At 62.9% G+C, this 21,289-nt stretch carries 22 protein-coding genes; 12 read left to right on the plus strand and 10 right to left on the minus strand.

Annotated elements, in window-relative coordinates; translation table 11 throughout:
• Window positions 1-68: 68 nt before the first annotated feature.
• Complete coding sequence (locus LBW87_RS02300) at window positions 69-1,433, minus strand: chloride channel protein (RefSeq protein WP_225199804.1); 1,365 nt, start codon at window positions 1,431-1,433, stop codon at window positions 69-71.
• Window positions 1,430-2,371, minus strand: coding sequence for a CysB family HTH-type transcriptional regulator (locus LBW87_RS02305; RefSeq protein ID WP_225199805.1), 942 nt, complete (start codon window positions 2,369-2,371; stop codon window positions 1,430-1,432). Before LBW87_RS02305 ends, LBW87_RS02300 begins: the two co-directional genes overlap by 4 nt.
• Before the next feature lie 440 nt (window positions 2,372-2,811).
• Here LBW87_RS02305 and LBW87_RS02310 point away from each other — a divergent pair, with 440 nt between their 5' ends.
• From LBW87_RS02310 to LBW87_RS02340, 7 genes are read left to right on the plus strand one after another with little or no spacing between them, the layout of a single operon-like run.
• Window positions 2,812-4,509, plus strand: a complete 1,698-nt coding sequence (locus LBW87_RS02310) for a nitrite/sulfite reductase (RefSeq protein WP_225199806.1) — start codon at window positions 2,812-2,814, stop codon at window positions 4,507-4,509.
• Entirely contained in the window at window positions 4,502-5,029 is a 528-nt protein-coding gene (locus LBW87_RS02315) for a DUF934 domain-containing protein (protein WP_225199807.1), read from the plus strand. The genes LBW87_RS02310 and LBW87_RS02315 overlap by 8 nt, the downstream gene beginning before the upstream one ends.
• A gap of 15 nt (window positions 5,030-5,044) precedes the next feature.
• Window positions 5,045-5,779: a phosphoadenylyl-sulfate reductase gene (locus LBW87_RS02320; RefSeq protein ID WP_225199808.1), complete on the plus strand. Its 735-nt coding sequence runs from the start codon at window positions 5,045-5,047 to the stop codon at window positions 5,777-5,779.
• Window positions 5,780-5,799: 20 nt separating this feature from the next.
• Window positions 5,800-6,735, plus strand: a complete 936-nt coding sequence (gene cysD, locus LBW87_RS02325; protein WP_225199809.1) for a sulfate adenylyltransferase subunit CysD — start codon at window positions 5,800-5,802, stop codon at window positions 6,733-6,735.
• Window positions 6,735-8,066, plus strand: coding sequence for a sulfate adenylyltransferase subunit 1 (locus LBW87_RS02330; RefSeq protein WP_225199810.1), 1,332 nt, complete (start codon window positions 6,735-6,737; stop codon window positions 8,064-8,066). The genes cysD and LBW87_RS02330 overlap by 1 nt, the downstream gene beginning before the upstream one ends.
• Before the next feature lie 23 nt (window positions 8,067-8,089).
• Entirely contained in the window at window positions 8,090-8,851 is a 762-nt protein-coding gene (gene cobA, locus LBW87_RS02335; protein ID WP_225199811.1) for a uroporphyrinogen-III C-methyltransferase, read from the plus strand.
• 39 nt (window positions 8,852-8,890) lie between these two features.
• Window positions 8,891-9,262: a tRNA-binding protein gene (locus LBW87_RS02340; protein WP_225199812.1), complete on the plus strand. Its 372-nt coding sequence runs from the start codon at window positions 8,891-8,893 to the stop codon at window positions 9,260-9,262.
• Here the strand turns inward: LBW87_RS02340 and LBW87_RS02345 are convergent.
• The 4 genes from LBW87_RS02345 to lptF form a co-directional block, all read right to left on the minus strand.
• A complete protein-coding gene (locus LBW87_RS02345) occupies window positions 9,259-9,819 on the minus strand; it encodes a TVP38/TMEM64 family protein (protein WP_225199813.1) in 561 nt (186 codons plus the stop codon). The two genes, LBW87_RS02340 and LBW87_RS02345, sit on opposite strands and share 4 nt — an antisense overlap.
• 84 nt (window positions 9,820-9,903) lie before the next feature.
• Window positions 9,904-10,287, minus strand: coding sequence for a sirohydrochlorin chelatase (locus tag LBW87_RS02350; RefSeq protein WP_225199814.1), 384 nt, complete (start codon window positions 10,285-10,287; stop codon window positions 9,904-9,906).
• Window positions 10,287-11,420, minus strand: a complete 1,134-nt coding sequence (lptG, locus tag LBW87_RS02355) for an LPS export ABC transporter permease LptG (RefSeq protein WP_225199815.1) — start codon at window positions 11,418-11,420, stop codon at window positions 10,287-10,289. Before lptG ends, LBW87_RS02350 begins: the two co-directional genes overlap by 1 nt.
• Window position 11,421: 1 nt before the next feature.
• Complete coding sequence (lptF, locus tag LBW87_RS02360) at window positions 11,422-12,552, minus strand: LPS export ABC transporter permease LptF (RefSeq protein ID WP_225199816.1); 1,131 nt, start codon at window positions 12,550-12,552, stop codon at window positions 11,422-11,424.
• 139 nt (window positions 12,553-12,691) lie between these two features.
• Between lptF and LBW87_RS02365 the strand changes: the two genes are divergently transcribed.
• From LBW87_RS02365 to LBW87_RS02380, 4 genes are all read left to right on the plus strand, one after another.
• Window positions 12,692-14,209: a leucyl aminopeptidase gene (locus tag LBW87_RS02365; protein ID WP_225199817.1), complete on the plus strand. Its 1,518-nt coding sequence runs from the start codon at window positions 12,692-12,694 to the stop codon at window positions 14,207-14,209.
• Window positions 14,210-14,470: 261 nt separating this feature from the next.
• A complete protein-coding gene (locus LBW87_RS02370; RefSeq protein WP_225199818.1) occupies window positions 14,471-15,571 on the plus strand; it encodes an alkene reductase in 1,101 nt (366 codons plus the stop codon).
• 448 nt (window positions 15,572-16,019) lie between these two features.
• Window positions 16,020-16,583, plus strand: a complete 564-nt coding sequence (locus tag LBW87_RS02375) for an FxDxF family PEP-CTERM protein (RefSeq protein WP_225199819.1) — start codon at window positions 16,020-16,022, stop codon at window positions 16,581-16,583.
• Window positions 16,584-16,768: 185 nt separating this feature from the next.
• Window positions 16,769-17,530 (plus strand): MipA/OmpV family protein, encoded by a 762-nt coding sequence (locus LBW87_RS02380; protein WP_225199820.1) that lies wholly within the window; start codon window positions 16,769-16,771, stop codon window positions 17,528-17,530.
• Here LBW87_RS02380 and LBW87_RS02385 read toward each other — a convergent pair.
• On the minus strand, window positions 17,523-17,699 hold the full coding sequence (locus LBW87_RS02385; protein ID WP_225199821.1) for a hypothetical protein: 177 nt from the start codon (window positions 17,697-17,699) through the stop codon (window positions 17,523-17,525). The two genes, LBW87_RS02380 and LBW87_RS02385, sit on opposite strands and share 8 nt — an antisense overlap.
• On the opposite strand from LBW87_RS02385, the gene xth reads away from it, so the two are divergent.
• Window positions 17,698-18,465, plus strand: coding sequence for an exodeoxyribonuclease III (gene xth / locus LBW87_RS02390; protein WP_225199822.1), 768 nt, complete (start codon window positions 17,698-17,700; stop codon window positions 18,463-18,465). The genes LBW87_RS02385 and xth overlap by 2 nt on opposite strands.
• A gap of 1 nt (window position 18,466) precedes the next feature.
• On the opposite strand, the gene LBW87_RS02395 is transcribed toward xth, so the two are convergent.
• The 3 genes from LBW87_RS02395 to LBW87_RS02405 form a co-directional block, all read right to left on the minus strand.
• Complete coding sequence (locus LBW87_RS02395) at window positions 18,467-18,739, minus strand: hypothetical protein (protein WP_225199823.1); 273 nt, start codon at window positions 18,737-18,739, stop codon at window positions 18,467-18,469.
• Complete coding sequence (locus tag LBW87_RS02400) at window positions 18,736-19,242, minus strand: arsinothricin resistance N-acetyltransferase ArsN1 family B (protein WP_225199824.1); 507 nt, start codon at window positions 19,240-19,242, stop codon at window positions 18,736-18,738. Before LBW87_RS02400 ends, LBW87_RS02395 begins: the two co-directional genes overlap by 4 nt.
• Before the next feature lie 64 nt (window positions 19,243-19,306).
• On the minus strand, window positions 19,307-21,193 hold the full coding sequence (locus tag LBW87_RS02405; RefSeq protein ID WP_225199825.1) for a propionate--CoA ligase: 1,887 nt from the start codon (window positions 21,191-21,193) through the stop codon (window positions 19,307-19,309).
• Between the last annotated feature and the right edge of the window lie 96 nt (window positions 21,194-21,289).

Consider the following 21,289-nt stretch of genomic DNA (forward strand, 5'->3'; position numbering starts at 1 on the left):
CGCACCAGCTCCATGAAAATGGCATCCCGCGGGATGCCATTTTTTATTGCCCTCTGATGACCCTCACGTCACTTGTCGAACAAGTCCATCTGGCGTGCATCGTGCGGTTTCGGGGGGACGTTGCCGTCGGCTTGCCGATGACGCCGATAGCGTTCCGACAAGGCCTCGTACAGCGACGGCGCAAACAGGCGCGAGACCTGCGTGGCCAGTAGCGCCGTGGCCATCAGTGAAATCACCAGCGCATGGCCGTTGATCATTTCCATGACGATCACGAACGCCGTGATCGGCGACTGCGTCACCGCCGCCAGGTAACCCACCATGGCCAGCGCGATCAGGGTCGGCAGCGAGATATCGCCAAACGCCATGTGCAGCAGATTGCCAAACCCGGCGCCGATGGACAGCGAAGGCGCGAAGATCCCGCCCGGAATGCCCGGCAGGTAGGACCCGACCAGGGCCGCCATCTTGGCCAGCGGATAGAACGCCGACAACTGCTGCTCGCCGCTCAGCAAACCGCGTGCCTCGAGGTAACCGCTACCGAAGGTCGCGCCCCCGGCGAGCACGCCGATCAGCGCCACCACCAGGCCGCACAAGGCCCCGAACAACACCGGACGCTGGCTGCGCAATTGGCGCAAGGGCGCCGGTATCCAGCGCTGCGTATTGAGCAGCAGCCAGCAGAAGACGCCCCCTGCCACGCCCATCGACACGCCGCTCACCAACACCGCCAGCACCATCTCGCGGGCGCTGTCGACGACCGCCGTGATCGAGCCGAAATACACGGTATTGCCGTTCAGGCCAAGCGCCACGATGCCGGCAAAGATGATGGTGGTGATGATCACGCCACTGGCGCGCTGCTCGAAACTGCGCGAGAGCTCTTCGATGGCGAATACGATACCGGCCAGCGGCGTATTGAAAGCCGCCGCCAGGCCGGCGGCGGCGCCGGCCAGGATCAGTCGTTTTTCGATGGCCGCGCTGGCATGGCGTGGATAGAGCCGACGCAGGTTGAACATCAGCGCCGCCCCGATCTGCACCGTGGGGCCTTCGCGACCGATGGCAAAGCCGCCCAGGATGCCCATGAACGAGACGCCGATCTTGCCGGCGACGATGCGCAACGTCAGCAGACGCCGGGCCAGTGGCGAATCATGCGGGGTATCGTCGCCGAGCACGGCGATGACTTGCGGAATGCCGCTGCCCTCGGCGCCGACGAAGAAGCGCCGGGTCAGCCAGACCGACGCCGCGCCGGTAGCCGGCGTGAGCAGCAGCGGTAACCAGGGGTGCTGCTGCTGCACGCCATGAAACAGCGAGAATCCATAATCGATCAGCCAGGCATACATCACCGCCACCAGGCCGGTGACCACCGCACCACTCCAGAGAATGCCGTATTGAAGCCACAGGCGACGCAGGCGACGCCGGGTCTGGATAGTCAGCGTGCTCACAGCTCGTACATGTCCTTCTCGCCTTCCATGACCTGCGAGATCAGCTTGCGGTTGAGGGTCGGCGCCAGCAATTCGATGAAGGTATAGACATAGCCGCGCAGGTAAGCGCCCTGCTTGAGCGCCACGCGCGAGACGTTGGTGCCGAACAGGTGGCCGGCCGGCAAGGCGCGCAGGCCGCGGTCGCGTTCGGCGTCGAAGGCGATGCCGGCGATGATGCCCACGCCCATGCCCAGCTCGACATAGGTCTTGATGACATCGGCGTCGATCGCCTCCAGCACGATGTCAGGCTTCAGGTTGCGCAGGCCGAATGCATGATCGATCTTGCTGCGGCCGGTGAAGGCGGCGTCATAGGTGATCAGCGGATTGCTGGCGATTTCTTCCAGCGTCAGGTTCTTCGATTGCAGCAAGGGATGATCGGGCGGCACCACCACCACGTGTTCCCACTGGTAGCACGGCAGCGACACCAGGCCGTCGATGGCGGTCAGCGCCTCGGTGGCGATGGCGATGTCGGCCTGGTCGTTGCGCACCATCTCGGTGATCTGGCGCGGATTGCCCTGCAGCAACGAAAGATGCACCTTGGGATATTTCTGGGTAAATGCCTGCACCACCTTCGGCAGCGCATAGCGGGCCTGGGTGTGGGTGGTGGCGATGGTGAAGCTGCCGCTGTCGTGGGCGGCGAATTCCTTGCCGATGCGCTTGAGGCCATCGACTTCCTGCATGATCAGCTCCACCGATTTCAGCACCGCGCGACCGGGTTCGGTCAAGCCGCGAATGCGCTTGCCGTGGCGCGTGAAGATATCGACCCCCAGCTCTTCCTCGAGCTCGATGATGGCCTTGGATACGCCCGGCTGCGACGTGTAGAGCGCCTTGGCCGCCTCGGTAAGGTTGAAATTCTGACGCACCGCTTCGCGCACGAAACGGAATTGATGAAGATTCATGGAAAGTCCTCGCAAACGGCCGCGCGACCGCTGCTGTTGTTAGCCTGCCCTCACTACCGGGGGCCAGCCGGCGGACGCCGACCAGCAAATTCGGTATTCGCACTTCTATATGCCAAAGACGTATATAAGCAAATAAATACTATGTAGTTTGGTTTGATACATAAGTTTATTACGATTTGTCGACTAATGGGCGAGGTGTTATGACTGTTTCTTATGAAGCCGCCAGACGCGTCGCCAGCGCGAGCCGCAATGCGTTGCTGTTCGGGAGTAAACTGCACGGGCGACCATGGTCGCTGCAACCTTGTGTGGCCTGCTGGCGATTACGCTGACGAGCGTCGCCCCAAAAGCTGATTTGAAGCTGATCGTGCAGGCTGGTTTTTCAATACGGAGCATGTCCGCATGCGTGCGCGGCTCCATAAGACGTTAACGGGGACTAAAAGATGTACCGCTATGACCAATACGATCACCAGATCGTCAAAGAGCGCGTCGCACAATACCGTGACCAGGTGCGTCGGCGCCTGTCGGATGAATTGGCCGAAGACGAGTTCCGCATCCTGCGCCTGCAGAATGGACTGTACCTGCAGCGCCATGCCTACATGCTGCGCATCGCCATCCCCTACGGCATGCTGGCGTCGAACCAGTTGCGCAAGTTTGCCGAGATCGCCGTCAAGAACGACCGCGGCTACGGTCACTTCACCACCCGCCAGAATATCCAGTTCAACTGGATCAAGCTGGAAGAGTCCCCCGATATCCTGGCCGAACTGGCCAGCGTCGAGATGCACGCCATCCAGACCTCGGGCAACTGCATCCGCAACACCACCTCGGACGAACTGGCAGGCGTGGCCGCCGACGAAATCGTCGACCCCCGCCCCTACGCCGAGCTGATTCGCGAATGGAGCACCTTCCACCCCGAATTCGCCTACCTGCCGCGAAAGTTCAAGATCGCCATCAGCGGCGCGCTGGAAGACCGCGCGGCCACCGCCGTGCACGACATCGGCCTGCATGTGATCAAGAACGATGCCGGCGAAGTGGGCTTCCGCGTGCTGGTCGGCGGCGGCATGGGCCGCACGCCGATCCTGGGCAGCGTGATTCGTGACTTCCTGCCCTGGCAGCATGCGATGTCGTACCTGGAAGCGATCCTGCGGGTCTACAACCAGTACGGCCGTCGCGACAACATGTACAAGGCGCGCATCAAGATCCTGGTCAAGGCCATCGGCCCCGAGGACTTTGCGCGCCAGGTCGAAGAAGAATGGGCGCAGATCAAGGATGGCCCATCGACCCTGACCGAAGAAGAACTGCAACGCGTGGCGCAATTCTTCGTGGCCCCGGCCTACAAGACCCTGCCGGCCGTCGATGCCGAATTCGAGCGCAGGAAGTCGGAAGAGCGCGGCTTTGCCAACTGGCTGCAGCGCAACGTCAAGCCGCACAAGGTGCCCGGCTACGCGGCCGTGGTGCTGTCGCTGAAGAAACCCGGCGTGCCGCCGGGCGACATCACCGCCGACCAAATGAATTTCGTGGCCGACCTGGCCGACCAGTACAGCTTCGGCGAACTGCGCGTGACCCACGAGCAGAACCTGGTGCTGGCCGATGTCGAACAGGGCGAACTGTACGCGGTGTGGCAACTGGCCAAGACGCACGGCCTGGCCACGCCCAACATCGGGCTGCTGACCGACATCATCTGCTGCCCGGGCGGCGACTTCTGCTCGCTGGCCAATGCCAAGTCGATCCCGATCGCGCAAGCCATCGCCGAGAAGTTCGAAGACATCGACTACCAGCACGACATCGGCGAGATCGAACTCAACATCTCGGGTTGCATCAACGCCTGCGGCCACCACCACGTCGGCAACATCGGCGTGCTGGGCGTCGACAAGGACGGCTCCGAGTGGTACCAGGTGTCGCTCGGCGGCGCCCAGGGCAATCAATCGTCGGTGGGCAAGATCATCGGACCGTCGTTCTCGGCGCCGCAGATGCCGACCGTCATCGATCGCCTGCTGCAGGTCTATGTGGCCCAGCGCAATGAAGACGAACGCTTCATCGACACGGTGCGCCGCATCGGCGTCGCGCCCTTCAAGGAATTTGTTTACGCCACGCCGATTGCATCGGGTGCCTATGTCGCCGGAGAAGACGCACATGCCTGACATCATCAAGAACAAGACCATCGTCGCCGACGACTGGACCATCCTGCGCCTGGCCGAAGGCGAAAGCGCCGAGACGGTCACTGTCCCGGAAGGCAAAACCGTGGTGCCGCTGACGGTCTGGAAAGCCCAGCGCGCGGCGCTTGAGCAACGCCCTGATCTGGGCGTCTGGCTGGCCAGCGATGAGCGTGCGGAAGAACTCAAGGGCGAACTGGAACACTTCCAGGTGGTCGCCGTGGACTTCCCCAAGTTCGCCGATGGCCGGGGCTATTCGATCGCCTACAACCTGCGTGCGCGGCTGGGTTACACCGGCCAATTGCGCGCCATCGGCGATGTGCTGCGCGACCAGTTGTTCTACATGCAGCGGGTCGGCTTCGACGCCTTCGCCGTGCGCGCCGACAAGGACATCCACGACGCCATCAAGGGGCTGACCGACTTCTCCGAGAAGTACCAGACCTCGTGGGACGAAAAGAACCCGCTGTTTCGTCGCGTGCGGCGCGAGAACACGCACAGCGCGGACTAAGGCAGGAGCAACATCATGTCGGAACACGCTTTGCAGGACCTCATCGCACGCACCCGCGCCACGCTGGAACTGATCGCCAGCCAGTTTTCGCCGGCCGTGTTCGCGTCCAGCCTGGCGGCGGAAGACATGGTGTTGACCGACCTGATCCTGCGCGCAGGCTTGCAGGACCGGATCGGCATCTTCTCGCTGGAAACCGGCCGGCTGCACGCCGAGACGCTGGAGATGTTCGACCGTATCAACGCCACCTATGGCTACCAGGTCGAGGCCTATCGCCCGCAGCCGGAAGCGGTCGAACACTACGTGCGGCAGCACGGCCTCAACGCCTTCTACGACAGCGTCGAATTGCGCAAGGAATGCTGCCGCATCCGCAAGATGGAACCGCTCAACCGGGCCCTGGCCGGCAAGCGCGCCTGGGTCACCGGGCAGCGTCGGGCGCAGTCGGTCACCCGCGCCGCACTCGATGTGCAGGAGCGCGACGACGCCCACGGAATGGAAAAATTCAACCCCCTGGCCGACTGGTCCGAGCAGGACGTCTGGGACTACATCCGCGCCAATGACGTGCCCTACAATCGGCTGCACGACCAGGGATTTCCATCGATCGGCTGCCAGCCCTGTACCCGCGCCATCGAACCCGGCGAGGATGTGCGCGCCGGACGCTGGTGGTGGGAAAATCCGGACTCCAAGGAGTGCGGCCTGCACGTGGTGGATGGCAAGCTCATTCGCATCAAGTCTCACGCAGCAACAAATTAATCAGCATCGGAAGGCCCGGCATGAACACAGCGGTAGACAAACTTTTTCTGGACAACGCCAGCAACCGTCATCTGGACTGGCTGGAATCGGAAGCCATCCACATCATGCGCGAGGTCGCGGCCGAGTGCAGCAACCCGGCGCTGCTGTTCTCCGGCGGCAAGGACTCGGTGGTGCTGCTGCGCATCGCCGAAAAGGCCTTCCGTCCGGGCAAGTTCCCGTTTCCGCTGGTGCACATCGACACTGGCCACAACTTCGCCGAAGTGATCGAGTTTCGCGACCGCCGCGCCGCCGAACTGGGCGAGCGCCTGGTGGTGCGTTCGGTGGAAGACTCGATCAAGCGCGGCACGGTACGCCTGCGTAACCCGCAGACCGATTCGCGCAATGCGGCGCAAGCGGTGACGCTGCTGGAGACCATCGACGAGTTCAAGTTCGACGCCTGTATCGGCGGCGCCCGCCGCGACGAAGAGAAAGCGCGCGCCAAGGAACGCATCTTTTCGTTCCGCGACGAATTCGGCCAGTGGAACCCGAAGGCCCAGCGCCCCGAACTGTGGGACCTGTATAACACCCGCGTGCATCCGGGCGAGAACATGCGCGTGTTCCCGATCTCGAACTGGACCGAGTTAGACGTATGGCAGTACATCGCCCGCGAAAAGCTGGCCCTGCCCCCGATCTATTTTGCCCACGAACGCCAGGTCATCCCGCGCAACGGCCTGCTGGTGCCGCTGACCGACCTGACCCCGGCGCGTGAGGGCGAGACCGTAGAAAACCGCGTGGTGCGCTTCCGTACCGTGGGCGACATCTCGTGCACCTGCCCGGTGGCGTCCGACGCCGACACGGTGGCGGCCATCATCGCCGAAACCGCAGTGACCCAGATCACCGAACGGGGCGCCACCCGGATGGACGACCAGACCTCCGAAGCCTCGATGGAAAAACGCAAGAAAGAAGGATATTTCTGATGAACGCCGCAGTCGCACAAGAACAATCGCACGCCGCCGGCGCCCAGTCGCACGAGCGCGGCCTGCTGCGCTTCATCACCGCCGGTTCGGTCGACGATGGCAAGAGCACCCTGATCGGCCGCCTGCTGTTCGACAGCAAGGGCATCTTCGCCGACCAGCTCGACGCCATCTCGCGCGCCAAGCACAAGCGCACCGTGGGTGACACGGTCGACCTGTCGTTGCTGACCGACGGCCTCGAAGCCGAGCGCGAACAAGGCATCACCATCGACGTCGCGTATCGTTACTTTGCCACGCCCAAGCGCAAGTTCATCATCGCCGACACCCCGGGCCACGAGCAGTACACCCGCAACATGGTCACCGGCGCGTCGACCGCGGATGCCGTGATCATCCTGGTGGACGTGTCCAAGGTCAAGCTGGGCGACGATGGCAGCGTCGAATTGCTGACCCAGACCAAGCGCCATTCGACCATCGCCCACCTGCTGCAGATCGAGCACGTGATCGTGGCCATCAACAAGATGGACCTGGTGAACTACGACCGCACGGTGTATGAGCGCATCGTCGGCGCCTACCAGGCGTTTGCGCAACAGCTGGGGCTCAAGGATGTGCATCCGATCCCGCTGTCGGCGCTGGCCGGCGACAACGTGGTGGCCAAGGGGGACAACCTGGCCTGGCACCAAGGCCCGACGCTGATCGAATTGCTGGAGTCGCTGTCGGTCTACGAAGAAGCGCATGCGGAACCGTTCCGTTTTCCGGTGCAACTGGTGGCGCGCCACAACGGCCACGAAGCCAACGACTTCCGCGGCTACATGGGACGCATCGAAGCGGGCCAGGTGAAACGCGGCGATCAACTGCTGGTATTGCCCGGCAACCAGAGCGCCACCGTCAAGGACATCCAGACCCTGGACGGCTCGCTGGACAGCGCCAGCGCCGGTCAATCGGTGACGCTGCTGCTGGACCAGTACCTGGATATTTCGCGCGGCGACATGCTGGCCGCAGCCGACCAGCCGCCGGCTGCGCTCAAGACGGTGCAGGCCGATGTCTGCTGGCTGTCCGAGGAACCGCTGGACCTGCGTCGCAAGTACTGGCTCAAGCACACCACCAAGCAGGTGGCCGCACGCGTGGCGAAGGTCGACACGCTGCTCGACATCAATACCCAGGAGCGGCGCCCGGCCGACACCCTCAAGCTCAACGACATCGCCCGCATCAGCGTCAATGTGCAGCAGCCGATCGCCGCCGACAGCTACGACGCCATCCGCGCCACGGGCGCCTTCATCCTGATCGATGAAGTGACGCACCAGACGGTGGCCGCTGGTATGATTCGGATCGATTAAAACTCTTCAAAGCGTTACCGGCCATGGCCACCGATCCGGCAGCATCTGCGCTCACCTCCGACTCCCCTGCCCCCAGCCCGCAACATCCGGGCCGGGTGTGGCTGATCGGCTCCGGCCCCGGCGCGGCCGACTTGCTCACGGTGCGCGGTGTGCGCCTGCTGGCGCAAGCCGAGGCGGTCCTGCACGACGCCCTGGTGACCGACGAGATCCTGGCGCTGTGCCCGCAGGCGGTGCTGATCCCGGTCGGCAAGCGCAGCGGCCAGCGTTCGACCGCCCAGGTCGAAATCAATGCCAGGCTGGTGCAGGCCGCACAGCAATATCGCCGGGTGGTGCGCCTGAAAGGCGGCGACCCGATGCTGTTCGGCCGCGCCGACGAAGAAATGCGCGCACTCGAAGCGCATGGCATCCCCTACGACATCGTTCCCGGCATTACTGCCGCACTGGCGGCAGCGGCCTCTGCCAAACGGCCACTGACGCGACGCGGCATTGCACGCAGCGTCTCGTTATTTACCTCCAGCACCGCGCCCGACCAGCCCGGCGAAGTGATCATGCCCAACGGCGACACGCTGGTGCAGTACATGGGCGGGCGCGAAGCCACCGCCACCGCGCGACGCCTGCTGGAACTGGGTCATGCGCCGACCACGCCGGTGGTGGTGGTCGAGAACTGCAGCCGTCCCGACGAGCGTATCTACCACCTGCAACTGTCGGCCCTCGAACCCGGCCTGCAAGCCTGCAGCGGCCCGGTGCTGGTGATGATCGGCCCGGCCCTGGCGGGTCGCGACTGAATCAGCGCCGCCCGGGCGCAACCTGAATGGAATGACGCCATGCACCTGCTGCACGACCCCAACGCCCCGGCCGCCGAAGCGATCGATTTCGATGCCTTTCTGAAGGTCGATATCCGGCTCGGCACCATCATTGCCGCCGATCCTTTTCCCGAGGCACGCAAGCCCGCCTACAAGCTGAAGATCGATTTCGGCCCCGGCATCGGCGTACGCCAGAGCAGCGCCCAGATCACCACGCATTACCAGCCCGCAGCATTGGTCGGCCGCCAGGTGGCGGCGGTGGTCAATTTTCCGCCGCGCCAGATCGGCAAGTTCATGTCAGAGGTGTTGACGCTGGGCTTTCCCGATGCGGCCGGCGAGGTGGTGCTGTTCTCGCCCGACCAGGCGCTGCCCAACGGCGCGCGACTGTTCTAATTCCAGCCGAGCATCCCGCCCAGGTAATCGAATAACAGGCAATAGAGCAGGATCGGCAGCGGCAAGCCGATCAGCGTGCCCAGCAGGTAGTGGCGAAAGGAAACGCCCGACAGCGCCAGCACGTAATTGACCGTGGGCATGGTCTGGCACAGCACTCGCAGCAGCGAAATGCTGGCCACCGGATGACTGTCGAGCCGACGCAGGATCGACACCACATAGCGATGGTGGATCACGCGCAAGGCGTCGCCACCGATGGCGCGAATCAGAAAATAAGTCACCGAGCAGGACAGCACGGCCGCTGCATAAGTGGCCATCCCTCCCCATAGCTTGCCCAGCGCCAGCACCGCCCCGGCCAGGAAGATCCAGCCCGGCAGGTGCAGCAGGTTACCCAGGCAGAACAAACCGATATAGAGCGCCAATCCGCTGACCGGATGGCTCTGGATGAGTTGCTGCAGATAAGCCGGACCCAGCAGGTGGCCAAGGCCGCTGACATGGACCGCCACAGCGGCTGCAACCAGCACCAGCATCAATACAGCTATGCGCCAATAGCGCTTCATGGGAATTCATCCTCGAAATGCGCGGCGCGCGATTGAGGATGAGACAGGCAGACCCGGGAAGGGGTTCAGCGCAACTGCGCCAGCTCAGCCATGCGCCACGCGCAGACAGTAGGCCGCGATGGCCTGCAGCACGGCATCGTCTTCGCCCACCGCGTCGACGACGTCGATAACGACCCCGGGGTGGGATTGGCGCAACGACCCGATCAGTTGCGGCAAATCGCGCCGGACATGCCCGCCCTGACCAAGAAAGACCGGCACCACCGTGATGGCGGAGACGCCGCGCCCGATCTCGGCGGCGGCCAGCGATGGCAGGTCGGGCTGCATCAGTTCCAGAAAAGCCAGTTGCACGCTCAGCTCCGGGCGCGCGGCCTGCACCAGCGCGCGCAGGCGCTCGAACGGCTGGGCCCAGGCCGGATCCCGGGCGCCGTGCGCGAACAGGACCAGCGATCGCATCGATAGTGTCGCCATCAGTGTCGCTCCACCCACCACAATGCGCCCACGGCCAAGCCCATGAACAACAAGCTGGGCAATGCCGCCGTGATCAAGGCCGGCCAGGTGTTGAGCAGGCCCAGGTGCGAGAAGAGGCTATTGATGAGCTGGAAGCACACCCCGATCATGATGCCGGTGAAGATCTTCAGGCTCACGCCGCCGGCGCGGAAATGCAGGTAGGCGAACGGCAGCGCCAGCGCCAGCATCACGAAGATCGACAGCGGGTAGACGATCTTTTTCCAGAACGCGATCTCATAGCGCTCGGTGCGCTGGTTGTTGGCTTCCAGGTGTTTGGTATAGGCGCGCAAGTCGTAGGCCGACATGCGGTCGGGATCGGCAAACAGCACCGAGAGAATCTCGGGGGTCACCTCCGACACCAGCGTCAGGCTGGGCAGCTTCTGGGTCTTGACCGGTTCGGTGATGCCGCGGTCCTTGCTGCCGGTGGCAAAGTCGGACTGCAGCACATTGCTGAGCTGCCACTGGTGGTTGCCCTGGTATTCGCCGGTGGCTGCCGTCACCATGCGCGCCATGTGGAACTCGCGATCCAGCTCGTACAGCTTGACGCCGCTGATGCGGCCATCCGGCTGGATCGACTGGATGTTGATGAAACGGCTGCCGGTGACGTTGCCTTCCAGGCCTTGATCCTTGATCACGTCCTTGGCCCACATGCCCGACTTGAATTGCGACGACAGCGACGCGCCCTGCGCCTGCAGCTTGAGCTTTTCGGCCCATTCGGTGGCCTTGGGTGAAATCAGTTCGCCGAACAGGATGGTCATCACGGCAAAGCCGAGACCGATGCGCATGAGCACCTTGGCCGCCATCGCGGTCGACATGCTGGAGGCGCGCATGATGGTGAATTCGGAACGCGCCGCAAACTGCGACAGCGTATAGATGGTGCCGATCAGCACCGCCGTCGGCATCAACTCATAGACGTTGCCGGGCAAGCCCATCAGCACATACAGCACCGCCTGCTGCAACTTGTAGCCATTGCGGCCGACCTGTTCCAGCTGGCCCATCATCTCGAAGAACGCAAACAGCGCCAGGAACGCCGCCAGCGCGAACATCACCGAGCGCGTGATCTCGCTGGTGAAATAACGTTGAATCACCTTCATGTCAGGCCTCGCGCTTGAAAACCAGTGCGCGGCGCAACGCCGACCACAGTATGGATGGGTGATAACGACTGTTGACCTTGAGCCGCAACAGGAACATGCCGACGATCAGCGCCACCACCGCCACGTGCACTGGCCACCAGGCCATCATGAAACTGGACCGTCCCTGCGCCACCGACGCCTGGAACACGCTCACCGTATTGCTGTAGACCACGAACAGCAGCAAGGCCACCAGCAGCCCCAGCGAACGACCGGCGCGCGGATTGACGAACGACAGCGGGATCGCCAGCAACATCAGCGACAACGACATCAGCGGCAAGGCGATGCGCCATAACAGTTCGCCACGCGCAAAACCGTCATCCTTGGCCAGCAATTCGTCCATGCGCATGGCGCGCGCCGAACGGTCGCCGGCGGCGGCCTGCGACTGGCTGCCGATCAGCAGGCCATAGCGTTCGAAGTCGACGAGCTGGAATTCCGGCAGGCTGGGCGTACCATCGTAGCGCCGCCCCTGGCTCATGACGACGAATTTCTCGCCGTCGGCATCGACCACGGTCTCGCCTTCCTTGGCCACTACCACGCTGTTCCTGCCATCGGTGCCGACGGTATTGACGAAGATATTCTTGACCTTGGAAGCATCACCCGAAATGCCCTCAACGAAGAAGATGCGGTTGGCGCTGGCCGACTCCTGGAACTTGCCGGGCGACACGCGCGCGATGTCTTCGCGCTGTTCGAAGCGTTTGCGGTATTCGCCGCTTTCCTGGTTGGCCCAGGGCGTCACCACGAAACTGAGTACCGACACCAGCACCACGATCGGCCAGCCGAACAGCAGCACCGGACGAATCCAGCGGGTCAGCGACAGGCCGGACGAAAACCAGACCACGATTTCGGAGTCCTGGTAGCTGCGGGTCATCACCAGCAGCACCGAGATGAATCCGGTGAGGATAAGGATCACCGGCATGTAATTGAGGGACTGGAAGCCGATCAAGGCCACCACATCCTGCGAAGCCACCTGGCCACCTGCGGCCTGACCGAGGATCTTGATCAGCATCACGGTCAAGGTGATGGTGAACAGGGTGGTGAAGACAGCGCCGGCGGTGCTGGTCAATTCGCGTCGTAGTGCGCGCTGAAAAATCATGTGAAGCTGGGAACGAATCCGGTCATGGGTCTGTTAGAAGTCTCTGCCGCCGACGGCGCTCGGGTGAGCAGAACGCATGTCACGCTGATTGATGAAATGAGTTCTATAATCGTCGGGTAATTCAAACTAAGGACGAGCGATGGACTTTAGCACAAAAACATTAGACGCAAAAACCGCTGTAACCGCCGTCAAGACTGGCGCACTGGTCGTCGGCATCCACGAAAACCGCAAACTGGGGGCCGCCGCCAGCGCGCTCGACAAGCTGGGCGCCATCAGCGCCGCCCTGAAGTCGGGCGATATCTCCGGCAAGGCCGGCAGCACCCTGCTGCTGCGCGGGCTCACCGGCGTCGCCGCCGAACGCGTCGTGCTGCTGGGTCTGGGCCCGCAGGACGAGCTGTCCGACAAGAGTTTCGCCGCCGCCGCCCAGGGCCTGGTGCGCGCGCTGGCCACGCTGGGCTGCGACGACGCCGCCCTGCTGCTGCCGCTGGACCAGGTCAAGGGCCGCGACCTGGCCTGGGCGATCCGCAATGTGGTGCTGGCCGGGCGTGACTCGGTGTATCGCGCCGATGTGCTCAAGAGCAAGAAAGACCCGGCGCCCACCGGCGTCAAGAAAATTACCTTCCTGACATCGGCCGCCGAAGCCACGGCCGCCAAGACTGCGCTGACCGAAGCGGTGGCGCTGGCCAACGGCATGGCGCTGACCAAGGACCTGGGCAACCTGCCCGGCAACTTCTGCACCCCGACCTACCTGGCCAATACCGCCAAGAAGCTGGCCAAGGACTTCAAGCTGGGCATCGAGGTGCTGGAGCGCAAGCAACTCGAAGCGCTCAAGATGGGCAGCTTCCTGTCGGTCACCAACGGCAGCGACGAGCCGCCCAAGTTCATCGTGCTCAAGCATCTGGGCGGTCGCAGCAAGGACGCGCCGGTGGTGCTGGTCGGCAAGGGCATCACGTTCGACACCGGCGGTATCTCGCTCAAGCCGGGCCTGAACATGGACGAGATGAAGTACGACATGTGCGGCGCGGCTTCGGTGCTAGGCACTTTCCGCACCATCGCCGAACTGGGCCTGAAACTGAACGTCATCGGCGTCATCCCGACTTGCGAGAACATGCCATCGGGCAGCGCCACCAAGCCCGGCGACGTCGTCACGTCGATGTCCGGCCAGACCATCGAGGTGCTCAACACCGACGCCGAAGGCCGCCTGATCCTGTGCGACGCCCTGACCTACGTCGAGCGCTTCAAGCCGGCCGCAGTGGTGGATATCGCCACCCTGACCGGCGCCTGCATCGTCGCACTGGGCCACCACAACACGGGCCTGTTCACCCGCGAAGATGCCGCCCACGACCAGCTCGCCAACGAACTGCTGGCCGCTGGCCGCAGCACCGGCGACACGGCATGGCGCATGCCGATCCAGGACATCTATCAGGAACAGCTCAAGTCCAACTTCGCCGATATCGCCAATATCGGCGGCCAGCCAGCCGGCAGCGTCACCGCCGCCTGTTTCCTGGAGCGTTTCACGCGCAAGTACACCTGGGCCCACCTGGATATCGCCGGCACGGCCTGGAAGAGCGGCGCGGCCAAGGGCGCCACCGGGCGTCCGGTGCCACTGCTGACCAATTGGCTGCTGGGCCAGGCAAGCGCGAAGGCCAAGGCCTGATTCATTGCATTGCTGCAGTTTTGCTGTCGAAGGGCCACCGCCATGCGGTGGCCTTTTTTCGTTGTGGCAAGCAACGGGAAACTTCACTTGCCGCTGCCGGTCCGAACCGGGCTCCAGCGCGAAAAATAATTCTCGACTAAGCTAGTCGGGTTTTATCTACACCTTATTTTCTAACGCTAACAAGAATGGTCCCGCCCGGCGCCACGGGAATGATGCCGCAGCGGCCCGCTATTTCCACTTCTACCCCAAGAAAGGATCTACATGACCAACGCCAGCCAGACCAGCGACCTCTTCAAGCCCGTACAGATCGGTGCCATCCAGCTCAAGAACCGCATTGCCATGGCGCCCCTCACCCGCAGCCGCGCGCAAGCCGGCGACGTGCCCAGCGAGCTTGCCGCCGAGTATTACGCCCAGCGCTCCGGCGCGGGCCTGATCGTGGCCGAGGCCACGCAGATTTCGCCACAGGGCAAGGGCTATGCCTTCACCCCCGGCATCTATAACGATGCCCAGGTCGCCGGATGGAAGAAAGTGACCGATGCGGTGCACGCCAAGGGCAGCCGCATTTTCCTGCAGTTGTGGCACGTCGGCCGCATCTCGCACCCAGAGCTGCAACCCGAGGGCGCCTTGCCGGTCGCCCCGTCGGCCGTCAAGCCCGAAGGCAACGCATTCACCGAAACCGGCTTCAAGCCCTTCGTGACGCCGCGCGCCCTCGAACTGTCGGAGTTGCCCGGCATCGTCGAGCAATACAAGACGGCCGCGCAACTGGCAATCAAGGCAGGTTTCGATGGCGTCGAGATCCACGCCGCCAACGGCTACCTGCTCGACCAGTTCCTGCGCGACAAGACCAACCAGCGCACCGACGCCTACGGCGGCAGCATCGAGAACCGGGCACGCCTGCTGCTGGAAGTGGTGCAGGCCGTCACGTCGGTGATCCCCAGCGAACGCGTGGGCATTCGCCTCTCGCCCACCAGCCCGGCCAACGATATCGCCGACAGCAACCCTGAAGCGCTGTTCTCGTATGTGGTCGAACAACTGAACCGCTACAAGCTGGTCTACCTGCACGTGGTGGAAGGCGCCACCGGTGGTCCGCGCAATGTGGCCGGCGGCTTCGACCTGCAAGTGCTGCGCAACCTGTTCAAGGGTATCTACATCGCCAACAACGGCTACGACCTGGAACTGGCGGCCAAGGCGCGCAGCGGCAACCTGGCCGACATCGTCGCCTTCGGCCGGCCATGGATTGCCAATCCGGACCTGGTGGAGCGGCTGCAGCAAGGCGCCGAACTCGCCAATTTCAACCCCGATACGCTCTACGGCGGCGGCGCCCAGGGCTATACCGATTACCCCGCATTGCATGCCGGCTAAGCCGACCTGAAAAGGCCCGGCGACAACATGAATGGCCCGCCACCCGGCGGGCCATTTTTCATGAAAATCAGGTTTTGCGAGTATTTGACTCGCGAATTATCCAACCAAGAAAAACTAACTCTTATAGTATTCCGAGACACCATTTAATGCCGTGCAGCATTAGATCAACCTCGACGCATTGCGCCCTGGAAATACCCCCTCTCATCGACTGGAAATGCACGCCAGTGGCCGCTTCCTCTTTTCTTACACGGCCACAGGACAAACACTGATTTTGCAAAATCGTATTGAGATTTGGTTGCAGCGCAGCTAATCTCTGTCCGTCCCCGATATAACAAAGTCGACAAGACAAATAAAACCTGGGTGCGAAATTCCGGCCATAACAATTCAATCCCCGGACCCCTGCCCCCGTATGCAATCTCATTAATCAATACAAAGAAAGAGGTGTGTGATGAAAAAATTAGTTGGCGGCCTGTTCCTGGCGGCTTCCCTGGTCGGTGTTGGCGCGTCTGCCCACGCTGCGCAAATCAACGAGACCAGCGCGTTGACCTTCAATGGCTCCACGTCCGACTTCGGCGCAGCATTTGGCGCGGGCACCACCGGCCAGACCTTCACCGAAAGCTTCACCTTCAACTACTCCAACCCGTTCTCGGTATCGTCGGCCGTGATTTCGATCGCGCTCAACAACCTGTCGGCGTTGAACATCGACAGCTTCACGCTGTCCGGTAACGGCCAAAGCTATGCCGGTACCAAGACCGTGGTTGATTCGGTGCAGTTCTTTACCCTGAACGCGTCGAACCTGGCATCGGGCCTGTACACGCTGGCGGTCAACGGCTCGGTCACCGGCTCGGCCGGCGGCAGCTTCGGTGGCAACATCAGCATTGCAGCCGTGCCTGAGGCTTCGACCACCGCAATGATGCTGGGCGGCCTGGCGCTGGTCGGCTTCGGCGCGCTGCGTCGTCGTCGCGATGGCGGCAAGGCAGCCATGCAATCGCCATCGATGATGGCTGCTTGAGCGAAGACGTCACCGAGTCTTAGCTAGTGCCAGCTTGCGGGGACCTCGATCAGATCGAGGTCCCCGCAATGCGTTGGCGAAGCGCTTGCGCAACAAACCCTGAAACATTCGTTCCATCTGGCTACAATAACGCGCTGTGGCAGGCACACCCTGTGGCTGCCGTCGACGACCCACACCACCCGATCATGAAAACCGCCATCACCCTCGCCCTTTCCCTGCTGTGCGCCACCTCGGCCATGGCCCAGCAAGCCGCTCCGGCCACCACCGACAGCCTTGCCTTGCAGGACCGGATCGTCGGCGATCTGGGGGCGGGCGTGTTTCACCTCGAACGCAACGTGCTGGGCAAGAGCGACCAGAACAAGGTCTTGCCCTACGCCTATTTCGACTATGGACGTTTCTTCGCGCGACTCGATACCTTTGGCGTCAAGGCCGCGCGCATCGGCGCCGGCTATCTCGAATTCGCCGCGCGCGCCAGCTTCGACGGCTTCGATGCCGAGCGCGGCCTGCAACGCCGCTCCAACCCGGTCCCGCTGGGCATCGGCACCTATCAGGAAACCCGCTACGGGGCTTTTTTCCTGAACGCCTTCTATGACGTCAATGCCTCGCACGGCTCGCTGTTCGAAGCGATCTATGCCGCCCAATTCGAGTCCGGCCCGTTCAACGTGTATCCGCAGCTTGGCGTGGAGCGTCGCAGCGCCCGCTACAACAACTATTTTCTGGGCGTCAGCACCAACGAATCGGCTGCCAGCGGCTTTCGCCAGTATCGCGCCGGCGCTTCGACCAACCCGATCCTGGGTCTCTCGGCCGACGTGGCACTGGCCGACAACTGGCGCCTCAACCTGACCTGGCGTCGCAAGTGGCTGGGCAGCGCAGCCTCGGACAGCCCGCTGGTCAACCACAAGATCGAAGACATGGGACTGGTGGCGGTCAGCTACCACTTCAAGTAAGCCGCACCTTATCCGCCCTCACTACGAACGCCGTCGACAGCCCCAATGCTGTCGCATGGGCGTCGATGGCCACCTCGGCCAGGCCATCGTCCGGCGCGAAGATTGCGCAAACAATACGGTAAGATGGCGGCCTTTCGCGCTTGCGCGCATTACCGGCCTCTTCGCTCATGAAAATCGTCACCTGGAACGTCAACTCCCTTAAAGTCCGCCTGCCGCAGGTATTGAAATGGCTGGAAGAAAATCCGGTCGACGTGCTGTGTCTGCAGGAAACCAAGTTGACCGACGACAAGTTTCCGGCCGCCGAGATCGCCGCTGCCGGTTACCTGGTCGAATTCAGTGGCCAGAAGACCTATAACGGCGTGGCGATCCTGTCGCGCCATCCGATGACCGACGTGGTCAAGAACAACCCGCTGTTTCCGGATGAGCAGCAGCGCATCATCGCCGCCACCATCGAGGGCGTGCGTTATATCTGCGCCTACATTCCCAACGGGCAGTCGCTGGAGTCCGAGAAATATCCCTACAAGCTGAGCTGGCTGGCGGCGCTGCAGCAATGGCTGCAACAGGAGATGGCAGCGCATCCGCGCCTGGCCTTGCTGGGCGACTACAACATCGCGCCGGAAGACCGCGATGTACACGATCCGGCCGCCTGGGCCGGTGGCGTGCTGGTGTCGGAACCGGAACGCCAGGCGTTTCGCAACCTGCAGGCGATGGGCTTGACCGATTCGTTCCGACTGTTCGAGCAACCTGAAAAACTGTACAGCTGGTGGGATTATCGCCAGATGGGCTTTCGCCTCAATCGCGGCCTGCGCATCGACCATATCCTGCTGTCGCCCGAACTGACGCCGCGTTGCACGGCCTGCGTGATCGACAAGGTGCCCCGCAAGTGGGAACAGCCGTCCGACCACGCGCCGGTGATCGCGACGCTGGCCGACTAACTTATTCTGCGGCGTCGGTTTTCTTGTTGCGCATGTTCTTCTCGAACTGCACATCGAGCTTGCTGACGCGACGGGGCGTCTGGGGGCCGTAGGCATTGACGAAGGCGACAAATTCGTCCAGCTCCAACGCCTGGCCGATCTTTTCCATCGGTTTGCCGGCGACCCGCTGGATCAGCTGCAGACGCTCATCGGACAGTTTCAACATCGAGTATTGCTGGGTCTCGGCGCGCCGGTTGAGGCGCTCCACCGCAGTGGCGGCACGGGTCGATCTCATGAGGTCACCTGCTCCAGGTTGAGCTGCCAATAGCCGACGTCGACCCAGCGGTCGAACTTGCGGCCGACTTCACTGAAATGGGCGCACTTGATGAAGCCTACGCTTTCATGCAGCCCGACGCTGGCCGCATTGGGCAAGGCGATACCGCCAATCACCAGGTGCACGCCCTGCGCCTTGAGTTGCGCGAACAGGCGCTGGTAGAGCTTCTTGCCGATGCCGCGTCCGCCGGCATCGCGGTGCAGATAGACCGAGCTTTCCACCGAACTCGCATACGCCGCGCGCGGCTTCCATTTGCTGGCGTAGGCATAGCCCAGCACCACGCCCTCTTCTTCATAGACCAACCACGGAAATTGCGATTGCACTTCGGCAATGCGCGCATTCATGGTGTCGACGGCGACCGTCTCGGTCTCGAAACTGATGGCGGTGGTTTCGACGTAATGGTTATAGATGGCACAAATGGCGGCGGCGTCGGCGGCCTGCGCCGCACGGATTGATTCGGACATGGCGGTTTTGATTGAACGTGCTGTGACGAAGACAGCAGTGTAACCAAATCGCGCCGTCGCCGTCTCACCGGCTCAATGCCTCCCGCACCTGTTCCAGCGCCGCCGGATCTTCGATGGTCGGCAGGTCGCCGCTGTCGCGCCCCTCGCACAGGGCCTGGATCGCGCGTCGCAGCAGCTTGCCCGAGCGCGTCTTGGGCAGCGCGTTGACAAACAGCACGCGTGCCGGCCGCCCCAGCGCACCGATCTGGCGATCTACGGTAGCCGCTATCTCGGCCTCCAGCGCTTGCCGGGATGGTGGCGTGGCGGTGGACTGCGGGTCCTTGGCGATGACGAAGGCAAACGCCACCTGGCCCTTGATCTTGTCCTCTACGCCAACTACCGCGACCTCCGACACATTGGGGTGACTCGAGATGCTCTCTTCGATTTCACGCGTGCCGAGCCGATGGCCGGCCACGTTGATGACGTCGTCGGTGCGTCCGAGGATGAAGTAATAACCGTCTTCATCCCGAATGCCCCAGTCGAAGGTGGAATACACCTGGCGCGGCAGGCTGGCCCAATATGTATCGACGAAGCGCTGGTCGTCGCGGTAGACGGTCTGCATGCAACCCGGCGGCAACGGCCCTTCGATGGCGACCACGCCTTTCTGGTTGGCGCCCAGCGGCTCGCCGCTGTGTTCGTCGAGAATCGCCACGCGGTAGCCGGGCATCGGCACGCCGGGACTGCCCAGCCGCGTCGGCTTGTCGTCCACGCCGCGGGCGATGGAGATGATGGGCCAGCCGCTCTCGGTTTGCCAGTAGTTGTCGATCACCGGCACGCCCAGCTCGGTGGCAATCCAGTTAGAGGTGGTCTCGTCCAGCGGCTCTCCCGCCAGGTAGAGCGCCTTCAACGATGACAGGTCATGCCGATGCATGCATTCCGGCGGCTGCTTCTTGAGCACGCGGATGGCGGTGGGCGCCGAGAACATGCGTGTGACGCGATACTTCTCGACGATGCTCCACCAGATGCCGGCATCGGGCCGGATCGGCAAGCCCTCGTATAACACGGTGGCCATGCCCTGGATCAATGGCCCGTAGACGATATAGGAATGACCGACCACCCAGCCGATATCGGAGGTGCAGAAATAAGTCTCGCCGGGATGGCCGCAGAAGATGGTCTCCATCGATGCCGCCAGCGCCACCGCATAACCGCCGACGTCACGCTGCACGCCCTTGGGCTTGCCGGTGGTGCCGGAGGTATAGAGGATATAGCTGGTGTCGTTGGATTCGAGCCAGGCCACCGGCACCGAGGCGTCGCGATATTGCGTGCGCAGCATTGCATAGTCGACATCGCGCCCCGGCTCGCGGGCCATCGGCGCCAGGCCGCGATCGACCAGCAATACATGCTGCGGCTTGTGCTGCGCCAAGCCGATCGCCTGGTCCAGCAAGCCCTTGTACGGCACCACCTTGCCACCGCGCGAACCGGCATCGGCCGACACGATCAGGCGCGGCTGGGCGTCATCGATACGCGAGGCCAGGCTGGTCGACGCAAACCCGCCAAACACCACCGAATGCACCGCGCCCAGCCGGGCACAGGCGAGCATGGCAAACACCGCCTCTGCAATCATCGGCATGTAGATCAACACCCGGTCACCGCGCACCACGCCCAGCGCCTGCATGCTGGCCGCCATGGTCATGACTTCCTGGTGCAGTTCGGCGAAGGTGTAGACGCGTTCGTGACCGGTCTCGGTCGAGATGGCGATCAGCGCCGCTTGCTCCGCCCGTTGTGGCAGATGGCGGTCGACCGCGTTATGGCAAAGGTTGGTGGTGCCGCCGAGGAACCAGCGCGCAAACGGCGGGTTGCTGTCGTCGAGGGTACGTTCGAAGGGTTTATCCCAATGGATGCGCCGCGCCTGTTCGGCCCAGAACTGCTCGGGCTGCTCGATCGAGCGCCGATAGTATTGTTCGTATTGCATGCTGTCTCCTCATGTCGCGAATCGCCACGGCGTCTGTGCGCCTTGTGATGCAATGTGGCACTGCCAGCTTACGTGCAGCTGAATCGGAACCCGCCA

The organism is Herbaspirillum sp. alder98, assembly GCF_020179755.1.
Lineage (GTDB): Bacteria > Pseudomonadota > Gammaproteobacteria > Burkholderiales > Burkholderiaceae_D > Herbaspirillum.